The sequence below is a fragment of the Zunongwangia pacifica genome, assembly GCF_023499215.1.
Lineage (GTDB): Bacteria > Bacteroidota > Bacteroidia > Flavobacteriales > Flavobacteriaceae > Zunongwangia > Zunongwangia pacifica.
In genome coordinates this window covers 44,137-56,697 of sequence record NZ_JAKHSK010000032.1, presented here as the reverse complement: position 1 = coordinate 56,697, position 12,561 = coordinate 44,137, and the positions used below count along the sequence as shown (strand labels likewise).

The following is a 12,561-nucleotide window of genomic DNA, read 5'->3' as shown; positions in this document are numbered from 1 at the left end:
CTACAGTTATACCTGAATGAATTTATCTACAAACTCAACAGAAGATATTTCGGAGAAAAACTCTTCGATAGGCTCGTTATAGCAGGAATTACAGGTTATGACTAATTGCGGATAATCAATATTTTTTTATTAATAAAGTTTGATTTTCTTTTAAAAGTAAAATATTTTCAACTACTATTTTCTTTTCTTTTTTTGAAATATCTGGGACGATAATAGAATTAAGTTTTTTCTGATTCAATTTCGGTTGGGCCATACCACTTACATATGGTTCTAAACTAATAGAGTTTAGATAAAGTTCAATGAATTTTTGATCTATTTGATCTTGGAATCTTAAAACGTGGGCGTGGTTATTAACCCAAGTTTTACCAGATATTGAAAATGCTATTGGATAAGTTCTAGCCAATAAATTCGCCCCATCTTCGGAAACTAAAAGTAATTCTTCATCAAATAAATAGTCTTTTACATAATCCACAACACCTGAAGCCCCATAATATGGTATTTCTCCTGCTTCCCTTTTGTTCTTAGAAATTGGGACTCTTTTTCTGTCCAAATTTTCACAAACCTCGCCCAATTTCTTCTCTTCCCATCCTTTGCCTTGTTGGTTAAAAATTTGGTTGAGTTTGGATTGAAACAAGTCTTCGGCATTTTGAATATTTTGCGTTAGATTGGCTATGGCCTGGTCTATTTTCGCAAAAGCTTTATCTAAAATCTGAACGATTTGTTGCTGTTCTTCTAAAAAAGGTACTCTTATTTCTACTGAACCTAATGATTTAGTAGACAACTCTTTAAAAGTTGTTCCTTTTCCTAATTCATTAAGTAAAGAGACCGAAGATTTCAAAAAATAAAACAAATACTTAACATCTAATTCTTCATTTGGCTCAATGCCTCTACAACCTTGATTGGTTGTCATTTCAACCTTATTTATTGCTAAATGGCCTATTGGTGCTCTTGTAGATAAAATTACTGAGTTTGGCTTAATCAATTTTGCTGAAGATTTAGCTAAGCCTAAAGATGTTATTTTTCTAGGTGTATCTGAAACGAATACTTCATTTAGTTTCCCTAAATCTTTAGGGGTTATCCAAAATATATTGCCATCCCAATAATCTTTTATTTTAGTCTTTGGCGTTCCTCCATTAATGATATTTGCTACTTCTTTGAGTTGAAAATAATTTGAGTCTTTCATATCAACTCCTCAATTTGGGTTAATAATTGGTTGGTTTCAGCATCTAATTTTTTTATTTCAGCTAAAATTTCTTCGGGAGCGCGTAAAGGGGCTTCTTCCGGCGTGTTCGGGTTTTTTACAGAAAGGTCATAGGTTTCAACCTCTGGTAAGTCTTTTAGTTTTAGGTTCCAGGATTGTTCAGTTTCGGGTTTACTTTTTTGCAGGCTGACAAATTCCGCCAGGTCTTTTTCATTTAGCGGATTGGTTTTGCCCATATTTCGGCCGGGATCTAACTGGTAATACCAGATATTTTTGGTGGGTTCCCCTTTTTCAAAAAACAAAACCACGGTTTTTACGCCGGCACCTAAAAAGGTTCCGCTGGGCATATCGAGAATAGTATGCAGTTGGCAGGTTTCCAGTAAATACTTCCGTAAACTAATAGAAGCATTATCGGTATTGCTTAAAAAGGTGTTTTTAATAACAATGGCGGCCCGTCCTCCCGCTTTTAGGCTTTTTATAAAATGCTGTAAGAATAAAAAGGCGGTTTCGCCGGTTTTAATGTCGAAGTTTTGCTGTACTTCTTTCCGTTCTTTTCCGCCAAAGGGAGGATTGGCTAAAATCACATCGTAACGGTCGTCTTCCTGGATATCGCGTATGGGCAGCGTAAGAGTGTTGATATGAATAATATTAGGGGCTTCTATGCCGTGTAAAATCATATTCATTACGCCAATAACGTAGGCCAGATTTTTCTTCTCTTTCCCGTAAAAGGTTTGTTCCTGAAGCGTTTGCAGGTTACTGGTGGTACGCTTCATTTTATGGTACATATATTCGTAAGCTTCACATAAAAATCCCGCTGAACCTACGGCGCCATCGTAAACGGTTTCGCCAATTTTAGGATCTACCACCTGGATCATCGCTTTAATTAAAGGTCTGGGGGTGTAATACTGTCCGCCATTTCGGCCGGCATTCCCCATATTTTTAATTTTGGTTTCGTACAGGTGGCTTAGCTCGTGTTTATCTTTACTGGATTGAAAAGGCAGCTCATCGACCAGGTTAACAATCTCCCGCAAGTTATAGCCGCTTTGTATTTTATTGCCCAGCTCGCTAAAGATTTCGCCTATTTTATAAGCGATGGTTTTGGGATTGTCTTTGGCTTTCTGCTTAAATTCGGCCAAATACGGGAATAACTGCGTGTTCACAAACTGCACAAAATCGGGGCCCGTCATTGCCAGGTTATGGTCCAGTTCGCCATCTGCTTTTTTGGGCATCGCCCAATGAGACCATTGGTATTTTTCGTCTAAAATAAAGGTGTACGTTTTGCCTTCTAAAGCGGCGGCATCGGCTTTATCTTTTTCTAAATCGTCCAGGTATTTTAAAAAGAGCACCCAAGAGGTTTGCCCTATGTAATCTAGTTCACTATCAGCACCGGCGTCTTTGTATAAAACGTCGTCTATATTTTTAAAAGTTTGTTCGAACATTCGTGAGTTGTTGCTTTTGAATTGTTAAATATAGAAATTTTAAGTCTATTTACTCATCAGTGATTTTAACTTTAATGGAGTAAAAGGAACATTTATCGGTACTACAAGATTTTAATGATAGGCGCAATACTACGTTTCTTCACCTATTTTTCCCTACGGAAACCCATAAACTGAAAAAGGATTTTAATTGAATTGATTACCCATAATTTGTAATCAATCGTTGGTTTTGTTATTGCGTTTCGATAGGTGTCACGGAAAAGCGCACTTCGACTCCGCTCAGTGTGACAAAACGGTGAAGGTTTCTTATTATGATTTATGAAAGATCTTCAAAAAAATAGGCTAGTAAACCCCTTCCTGATAAAACGTTTCCCGCAACTCGTAGGCTAATTGATTGATGTAGTGAAGATCGGGATGTTCGGGTAATTCAGAATTTTTAAAAGCGGGTAAAAGTCAACTTTTAATGCTTTAGCTATGTTGTTGTATCTGGTGTTACTATTATAGACTAAGTCTTTATTTTCAGGCTTATACTGTAAAACCAAAAAATAAAAGACCGCTTTTTAAAAAAATTACGTTGTTTTCAAAGCTATTTGCGATGTGAATACCAAGTCCAGATGCTGAACAATTAAAGGAAGGATTTATAATAGTAGATTACTACTCATAAAAAGTAAACGATTTTGTTTACTAATCTATTTATACCTACCTTTGTATGACAAAAGAAACTATGTTACCTAAAATAGCTAAAATAAAAGGCATACATCCAGGGCTAATATTATCCCGTGAAATAAAGCGAAATAATATTAAAAGCGCTCAATTAGCTATGTCTATAGGTGAGCATAAGCAAACCATTAGTGCTATTATAAATCAAAAGAGAGGTATCAATCCAGCGTTATCCATTAAATTGGCAAATTACTTTCATATAGAAGAAGATTATTTTATGATGCTGCAAGCCGGGTATGAAGTAAAAAGTAAATTGACTGAAAATAGTAAAAGAACACCAGATTTAAACAATTTTAGAAAAGTACTATTTTGGGATACCTCATTTGATAAAATAGATTGGAACAAAAATAAACGTGCCATTATTAAAAGAGTTTTAGAACGTGGTAATGATAAAGAAATCAATGAAATCATAAAATTCTACGGTAAAAGCACAGTTTCAAGAATAGCCAAGTCTATTAAACAATCCCGTTTCTCTTCATTTCAAAAAAATGTAGACGACTTTCAACTGATTTAAGTTTTAAAATGCCTTTACACCTCCATACCGTTTCCGATTTACTTTGGAAATCTTTAAATACCTTAATGACTATTAAAGAATTTAATAGTTTTAGGTTAGTTGGTGGTACCTCATTAAGTTTACTACTAGGGCACAGAGCATCTATAGATATAGATTTATTTACAGATGCAGCATATGGCAGTATTGATTTTGAGCGTTTAGAAGAAATTTTAAATGATGTATTTGCTTATGTAACAACACCAGCTGTTGGTGAAGTTGTATTTGGAAGGTCTTATTTTGTTGGTGTAGATGAACATCAAGCAATTAAATTGGACATCTATTATACAGATCCTTTTGTTTTTCCATTATTACAAGAAGGTGATATACGTTTAGCCTCTCTTGAAGAAATAGCAGCAATGAAGTTTGAAGTGATTGCTAATGGTGGTCGTAAAAAAGATTTTTGGGACATCCACGAGCTTTTAGATGTATTTACCTTAGCGCAAATGTTAGACTTCTATGAACAACGAAATCCTTATGGCGCAGGAAGAGAAGAGCTTTTAGAACAATGTATAGATTTTTCTTTAGCTGAAGATGATTTCACACCCAATTGTTATAAAGACAAAGTTTGGGAAATTATCAAATTAGATATAGAGGAAGAAGTGCAAAACATTAGAAGTTCTAAAAACTAAATCCATCAAATTCCAACACAGCCCAAAACCCAGTTTGTTGCTTAGGCAAAATCCGAAGCCTGTATGGAGCGTAGTTGAACTATCTTTTGCGTTGTTCCGCTTCCCTCCTACAAGTTTAGCTTTTTAAAATTATTAGTAACCTGAGTTCGATCTAAGAAAATTTCGGAAACTGAGTGAAATCTTGGCAAAAGATTTTGTATCGAAGTTTCCATTTTGGCAGCATTTCGATACAAATTTTCCTTGAAAATTCACTCAATGATCCAAAATGCCTGCATAAACATTTATATCGAACTCAGGTTAGTACCCTTTGGTTCTCCTAAAATCAAACCAAACTGCCATCAGCTATTCAACTCTATTTTCTCCTAAACCCCTAAACTTCCCCTAGCTATCTTACCTAAAGGGTAGTTATGAAATTGAAAACGTCTATTTAATAAAACCCTTCCCGATACAAGCCTTCCCGCAACTCATAGGCTAATTGATTGATGTAGTGAAGATCGGGATGCTCGGGTAAGTCGGTCTGTTGAAAAGCTTCTTCCAGTTGAGCCTGCAATTTATTTGCCTGGGCCAAAAGCGTATCGTAAGCGAATTTTCCGCTTTTAATTTCCAGTAAAAACTCGCGGTTAGGACGTTGTACGTTGATTTGTTTTTCTCTGGCAATTTCCAGCGCCATTTCTAAGAGTCGGAAGGTATGCATCATATTTTTCGCGTCGTAGTTCTTTCCGTGGTTTTGGGTATTTTGGTAGCGGGCTTCGTTTCGGTGTTTTACCCAATTCCAATACTCTTTATATTCCTTGCAGTAACTGGAATAACCGTCTTTATTAAAATACAACAAGGCCTGCTGCTTTTCTTCTTTGGGAATGGAACTTAAACTCACGTCGTTGGATTGCTCGTGCTGCATAATGCCTTTATAGCCTAACTGCGCACCATAAAATAAGCCGTACATATTTTTCATATGCGGAATGTTGATGAGTCCGCAATCTTCCTGTTTCCAGTTTTTTAAGGCGAGATAGTCTGGCAACGGAATCGCTCCCTGTTCGTGATTTACATAACAGAAAGATAGTACGCTTTTGCATTCTTTTTCTACCGGATTCACGATCTTTTTCTTTAAACCTTTGGCTTTCTTTATTTGGGAAATGGCAAACTTCCCAAAGGTGTTTTTACAGAGTTTTGATAAGATTCGTCGGGAATCGATACGATCTAACAGCGGATGCTTGTAAAGTACCGCCGATGGCGGCGTATTGAGCAATTCTAAAATATTAGGATTATTCACCGAAAGTAATTCCAGGTAACGCCCCAATTCATAATAGACGATATCATTCGTAGCATTGCTGACTTGCGGAATATAATTTAATCCATAGAAATCTTTTTTGGGCAAGATAAACACGCCTTTAATATCGGTATCGGATTCTGGTGTATCTAACCCATAAGCCTTACTTTCGCTAATGCATTCTAAAATAATGAGCTTTTGTTGTTTTAAGTCTTCAATCGTCATACCGATGTACCATTTTTAGAAAAAAGGCATCCAAATCTTTCAAACTGCCGTTGGAAGCGGGTAAGGACGTTCGCTGCTCTTCGGCCAGCGCTACACAGGAATGCATCAACGCGAAGAGTGGCGCTTCTCCCTGGTGCAAATAGGTTTCACTTTGGGTGGCTTTTAAATCGATGAGTTCTTCGATCCGTTTTAAGAGCTTTTCTTCTATAGCCAACCCTTCCCGCATTTTTTTGAATTCAATGGGCGGCATCTCTTCTTTTTCAACAATCCATTTACAGGCAACCGCCGAACGTAAGGCGTAAAAGAATTTTTTGAGTTTGTAGGTCTCGGCACTTTCCAGCTCATCCAGGAACTTTTTCGCCATACTCAGGTAATGGTGAATGGTGGCAATTCTGGAATACTGACTACCGGCCAATTGCTGAATTTCTTTTACAAAATGCGTATCGGCTTTATAAATAATGGGCGATTGGATGCGCTCCAATAACGGCGGATTGGATTTTTGCAGCAGCCGCAACGACTTGCGCAAATCCCAGCCGGTGATATCAATTTCGTTATTCTCGAACATCAATTCCAGGCTGTCCTTTTTCTCGCTCAGCGATAAATACCAGTCTTTAGAGTGGATGTAAATGATTCGGATATCAAAATCACTATCGGGCGAAGGAAATCCCCAAGCGCGGGATCCTGTTTCACAGGCCAACAGGATGTTCACTTGATGCTCTTGCTCAACCCTTTCTAAATACTGACTAATTTTTTGCTCCATTTCCATTTTTCTCAGGTTTGCTCATCGTTAGCGTGGTAACGAAAATAGGGAAAATTGGGGAGATTATATAGGCACTGTTTCCGGTTGGCTGCTAGCCATAGTTTAAGTATAACATTCACCTATACATATGTATAGAAAGTCCTCGATGAATTAAAAAAAGGTGACAAAAATGAATCTGCCACCTTGAATGTTTTCACAACGGAATAATCCTTATTGTGAATTGCTTTCAGAATTATAATACAAATATACAAAACTTTTCTAAAGGCATTTATGGGAAACCGTAATCCAACTAAAAATTTTATTGTTAACTTTAAAATGTTAAAAAATTAAGAGAATGGAAAACCACCTCACTGTTAATGAGGTGGTTTAAACTGAAAACAATTCACAACTAATTCTACATATAAAATAGTATTAGATGCAAAAAAAATTTTCATTATTAATCCTTGGGAGACTAACAAGTCAAGTTTGGACCTTAACAAAATGAATTCGTCAATTCAAATATGAAAATTTCTTTGACAAAGATAATAAACATTTTCTATTTATGTAGAATTATAATATGTATATTTACAACAATAAAGTATTTTCATTATATCTAAGTATGAAAAAAATATTAGGACTAGATTTAGGCACCAACTCGATTGGCTGGGCTTTGGTAAACGAAGCAGAGAATGAAACAGAAACCTCACAAATCATAAAACTTGGGGTGCGCGTTAATCCCTTAACAATTGATGAAAAAACCAATTTTGAAAAAGGTCGCCCATTATCAACCAATGCAGACCGGACATTAAAACGAGGAGCTCGCCGTAATTTGCAACGCTATAAATTAAGAAGAGAAAATCTTATTGAAATTCTAATAGAGAATCACATTATTACTAAAGAGGCGCCACTTACCGAAATAGGAAAAGGCACAACACACCAAACACTCTCTTTAAGAGCTAAGGCTGCAAGAGAGCGAATTGATTTAGAAGATTTTGCAAAAGTTCTTTTAGCCATCAATAAAAAAAGGGGGTATAAAAGTAGTAGAAAGGCTAGTAATGATGAAGAAGGGCAAGCAATTGATGGAATGGCAATCGCAAAAGAACTCTACGAGCAAGATATTACACCAGGACAATATGCTCTTGAATTGCTTGAAAATGATAGGAAATATATCCCGGATTTTTATCGCTCAGATTTAAAACAAGAATTCAATAAGATTTGGAACAATCAAAAAACATTTTACCTTGAAATTTTAACGGATGAATTATTTAAAGAATTAGATGGTAAAAATAAATCTCAAACTTGGGCGATTTGCCAAAAACCTTTTAATATAAAGGGAATCAAGCGTATAATAAAAGGAAGAGAAAAAACTATAGAAAACTATCATTGGAGGGTAAAAGGATTGTCGGAGAAGTTAGATTTAGAACAACTAGCCATTGTTTTACAAGAAATCAATAATGATATAAATCAATCTAGTGGTTATTTAGGGGGTATTTCAGATAGAAGTAAAAAGCTATACCTTAATAAAGAAACTGTAGGTGAATTCCTTTATAAACAAATAGCAAAAAATCCGCACACCTCACTCAAAAATCAGGTTTTCTATCGTCAGGACTATTTAGATGAATTTGAACAAATTTGGAAAACCCAATCAAATTTCTATGCCAATTTAACAGATGAATTAAAACAAGAAATAAGAGATATTGTTATTTTCTATCAACGCAAAATAAAATCTCAAAAATCACTGATAAGCTTCTGCCAGTTTGAAAGTTGGGAACAAGAATATTTTGATAAAGAAACGGGAAAAACTAAAACAAGAACCGTAGGGAGACGTGTTATCCCTAAATCTTCACCCCTATTTCAAGAATTCAAGATATGGCAGAATCTAAATCATTTAGTATTTACAAATAGTGAAACCGATGAAAAGATTGAAATTAAAGAAGTAGAACAAGAAATACGAAAAGAACTTTTTGAGGAACTGAACCTACGGGGAGACTTAAACCCAAATGATCTCCTTAAAATCTTAAGATCTCAATTCAAAATTGGTAAGCTAAGTAATTGGAAATGCAATTTTGAAAAGATTGAAGGAAATAGAACGAATGCGGCACTTTTTAATATCTATCAAAAAATATCAGATTTTGAAGGCTATGGAATTGATTGGAATAAATCAAACGCAAAAAAAATTAGAAAGGAATTAAAAGCTACTTTTCCCGAAATAGGAATAAATGCTTCTATTTTAGAATTTGATGCTTACAAAAAACAACTTACCAACCAATCCAGCTATGAATTGTGGCATTTATTATATTCAGCTGAAGAAGATTTTAAAATTTCCGAACAGGATAAGTTAATATACGGAAATTCTAGTGTTTCATTAAAGAAAAAGCTTCACCTAAAGTTTGGTTTCAATCCAGAATATGCAAAAATGCTGGCTAATTTATCTCTGATGTCGGACTACGGAAACTTATCTGCTAAGGCCATTAAAAAAATTCTCCCTTATTTAGAGGATGGTCATCTATATTCTGAAGCTTGTAGGTTAGCCGGTTATAATCATTCTAAAAGTTTGACAGCAGAAGATTTAGAAAAATTTGAGCCAAAAGCTAAACTCGATTTACTTAAAAAGAATAGTCTTCGCAATCCTGTTGTCGAGAAGATTTTAAACCAAATGGTGAACGTCGTAAATCAAGTTATTGACAACTATGGAAAACCAGATGGCGTTAGGATAGAATTAGCTAGAGAATTGAAAAAATCAGCAAAAGAAAGAGCTGAAATGACTAAAGGTATTGCAGATGGTACAAGAAGAAATGAGGAAATTAAAAAGATCATAACTCAAAAATTTGGAATTCCAAATCCTACGAAGTCAGATGTAGTACGTTATCGACTATGGCAGGAACTAGAATCTAGAGGGTATAAAGACATATTTACCGACAAATATATAAGCCCAGATAAAATATTTTCAAGCGAAATAGATATAGAGCACATCATTCCAAAAGCATTGCTTTTTGATGATTCATTTTCAAATAAAACATTATCCTTTAGGAATGTTAACCTAAAAAAAGCAAACCGTACTGCTTTAGACTTTATCACACAAGATTATCAGTCAAATGTAGAAGCATACAAAGAACGTGTGGAAACTTTGAATAAGGATAACCATATTTCAAAAGGCAAGAGAAATAAATTACTAATGTCTCTCAAAGATATTCCTGATGGATTTATAGAGCGTGATCTAAGAAATAGCCAATATATAGCCCGCAAAGCGAAAAGGATGCTTTATGAAGTATTCCCAAATGAAGTTTTAGCTACTTCTGGAAGTATTACCGATAAGTTAAGAAGTGACTGGGATTTAATCAATGTAATGAAAGAGTTGAACCTGCCCAAATATAAAGCACTGGGGTTAACGAAATATGAAGAACGGCTTGATAAGGGAACGGAAGAGATATTTAAGCACGAAGTAATAAAAGATTGGACAAAGCGTAATGACCACAGGCATCACGCTATGGATGCATTAGCAGTTGCTTTCACCACACATAATCATATTCAATATATAAATAACCTCAATGCCAGAAAGGATATTACTCAGGACAATCATCCTATTATAAAAAATATTGAAAATCTTATTACAGAGGTAAATTCAAAAGGAAAACGTGTTTTCAAAGCACCTATGAGTAGTTTTCGTGAAAACGCAAAAGAACAAATTGAAGCTATACTAGTAAGTTTTAAAAATAAAAATAAGGTTGTAACTAAAAATATAAACCAAACTAAAAAAGAAGGAGGATTTAATTACCAAAAAGCCAAAACTCCCAGAGGTCAATTGCACAAAGAGACCATATATGGAAAGTCAAAACAACCACTAGAAAAACCTGTAAAAATAAATAGTAGGTTTTCTAAGAAGCAAGCAGGTTTAATAATTAATTTTAAAGAGCAAGAAGCTGTATTGCACCACCTTAAAAAATACGATAATAACGAAAAAATAGCCTTTAGTAATAAAACCCTTAAAAGTGATCCTATCCAAGTTAATGGAAGTCCTCTTAGAGAAGTGAAGATTTTTGAAGAGATCTTCACGATTCGTAAAGATATTAATCCAGATAATTTTAAAACTCAAAAACATCTAGATAAAATTATTGATAAAGGCATTAAAGAGGTAATGAAAAAGCGTTTAGAAGAATACAATGGTGACTTTAAAACAGCTTTTTCAGATTTAGATAAAAATCCTATTTGGTTAAATCAATCTAAAGGCATAACCATCAAAAGAGCTACAATTTCAGGAGTTAGCAATGCAGAACCTTTACATCAAGCCAAAGATCATTTAGGAAATATAATTTTGGACGATAACGGAAAAGAAATTCCTACTGATTATGTAAGTACGGGTAATAATCATCATGTAGCCATTTATCAAGATGAGATTGGTAATCTTCAAGAAGAAGTAGTTTCCTTTTATGAGGCTGTTATACGTAAAAATCAAGACCAGCCAATTATAAAAAAACAGCATCCAAAAGGGTGGAAATTTTTGTTTATGATGAAGCAAAATGAAATGTTTGTTTTTCCTTCAGAAAATTTTAATCCGCATGAGATTGACCTATTGGATGAAAAAAATGCTGCTATTATAAGCCCTAACTTATTTAGGGTTCAAAAAATTGCAACAAAAAACTATATGTTTAGGCATCACCTAGAAACAGAGGTCACCAATAATTTGGATTTTACGTATAGACATTTCCAAGCAACCGAATGGCTAAGAAATTTGTGTAAAGTTAGAATAGATCATATTGGCAGAATTGTACAAATAGGAGAATATTAAAAAGTAATGATTAAGCGAACCCTTTTCTTCGGCAGTCCAACCTATTTAAGTACTAAAAATGAGCAATTGGTGGTTAATTTTCCGGAAGAGGAAAAGGAAGAAAAAACCATCCCCATTGAAGATTTAGGCTTTGTCGTGTTGGAAAACCCACAAATTACCCTTACAAATGGACTGCTAATGAAATTGGTGCAAAATAAAACGGCGGTCATCACCTGCGATAAACAACACCTCCCCTGTTCTTTGCTACAACCCTTAGTAGGCCATACCGAGCAAACGGTGCGTTACCGGCATCAACTTGATGCCAGTATCCCGTTAAAGAAGAATCTTTGGCAACAGACGGTAACTGCAAAAATCAGCAATCAGGCGGCACATTTAAAACTCTTAGGCAAATACAGTTTAAAATTGGAACGCTGGAGTAATGAAGTAAAGAGTGGCGATACCCAAAACCACGAAGCCATTGCTGCCGCCTATTATTTTCAGAACCTGTTTGATATCGAAGGCTTTAGTCGTAACCAAAAAGGTATTCCTCCTAATAATCTATTAAATTATGGATATGCGATTTTAAGAGCTATTGCGGCAAGAGCCATCGTGAGTAGTGGTATGCTTCCATCGGTGGGCATTTTTCATCATAACAAATACAACCCATTTGCTTTAGCTGATGATGTTATGGAACCTTACCGCCCCTATGTTGATGCCTTAGTGTATGATATCGTAGAAAGTGGCTGTAATCTTGAAGAACTCACCACCAATCTTAAAACAGAATTATTGAGGATTCCTGCCTTAGATGTTGAAATTGACGGCAAACAAAGTCCGTTAATGAATGCGATGAGCCGAACCACTAATAGTTTATATGATTGTTTTTATGGAAGTAGCCGAAAAATACTATATCCCGAGTTTAGATAGCAGAGCAAGATAATTTGAAGATGTGTTGATGTGAAAATGAATATAGGAAGACACAATTTTAAACCTTAAACTTTTCAACTTTGAATTCAACGGCGGCTGAGT

At 35.1% G+C, this 12,561-nt stretch carries 8 protein-coding genes and 1 pseudogene; 5 read left to right on the top strand and 4 right to left on the bottom strand.

The genetic code is table 11. The annotated features are described in order from the left end of the window. Positions 1 to 105, top strand: a pseudogene (locus tag L1967_RS17575) (IS1595 family transposase); the annotation flags it as partial. A gap of 10 nt (positions 106 to 115) precedes the next feature. Here L1967_RS17575 and L1967_RS17570 read toward each other — a convergent pair. After that, entirely contained in the window at positions 116 to 1,183 is a 1,068-nt protein-coding gene (locus L1967_RS17570; RefSeq protein WP_249602811.1) for a restriction endonuclease subunit S, read from the bottom strand. Beyond that, positions 1,180 to 2,640, bottom strand: a complete 1,461-nt coding sequence (locus L1967_RS17565; RefSeq protein WP_249602810.1) for a class I SAM-dependent DNA methyltransferase — start codon at positions 2,638 to 2,640, stop codon at positions 1,180 to 1,182. The genes L1967_RS17570 and L1967_RS17565 overlap by 4 nt, the downstream gene beginning before the upstream one ends. 706 nt (positions 2,641 to 3,346) lie before the next feature. Between L1967_RS17565 and L1967_RS17560 the strand changes: the two genes are divergently transcribed. Further along, positions 3,347 to 3,871, top strand: a complete 525-nt coding sequence (locus tag L1967_RS17560; RefSeq protein WP_249602809.1) for a helix-turn-helix transcriptional regulator — start codon at positions 3,347 to 3,349, stop codon at positions 3,869 to 3,871. 65 nt (positions 3,872 to 3,936) lie between these two features. Beyond that, positions 3,937 to 4,539 (top strand): nucleotidyl transferase AbiEii/AbiGii toxin family protein, encoded by a 603-nt coding sequence (locus L1967_RS17555; RefSeq protein WP_249602808.1) that lies wholly within the window; start codon positions 3,937 to 3,939, stop codon positions 4,537 to 4,539. 427 nt (positions 4,540 to 4,966) lie between these two features. Here the strand turns inward: L1967_RS17555 and L1967_RS17550 are convergent, their stop codons facing one another. Together L1967_RS17550 and L1967_RS17545 are read right to left on the bottom strand one after the other, a co-directional pair. Next, the gene (locus L1967_RS17550; RefSeq protein WP_249602807.1) at positions 4,967 to 6,031 is read right to left on the bottom strand and encodes a DNA polymerase beta superfamily protein; all 1,065 of its coding nucleotides are present in this window, start codon (positions 6,029 to 6,031) and stop codon (positions 4,967 to 4,969) included. Further along, positions 6,021 to 6,791 (bottom strand): nucleotidyltransferase domain-containing protein, encoded by a 771-nt coding sequence (locus tag L1967_RS17545; protein WP_262917462.1) that lies wholly within the window; start codon positions 6,789 to 6,791, stop codon positions 6,021 to 6,023. The genes L1967_RS17550 and L1967_RS17545 overlap by 11 nt, the downstream gene beginning before the upstream one ends. Positions 6,792 to 7,389: 598 nt before the next feature. On the opposite strand from L1967_RS17545, the gene cas9 reads away from it, so the two are divergent. Next, positions 7,390 to 11,556 (top strand): type II CRISPR RNA-guided endonuclease Cas9, encoded by a 4,167-nt coding sequence (gene cas9, locus L1967_RS17540; RefSeq protein ID WP_249602805.1) that lies wholly within the window; start codon positions 7,390 to 7,392, stop codon positions 11,554 to 11,556. A 6-nt stretch (positions 11,557 to 11,562) separates the two neighbouring features. Then, positions 11,563 to 12,459, top strand: a complete 897-nt coding sequence (gene cas1, locus L1967_RS17535; protein ID WP_249602804.1) for a type II CRISPR-associated endonuclease Cas1 — start codon at positions 11,563 to 11,565, stop codon at positions 12,457 to 12,459. Positions 12,460 to 12,561 lie beyond the last annotated feature (102 nt).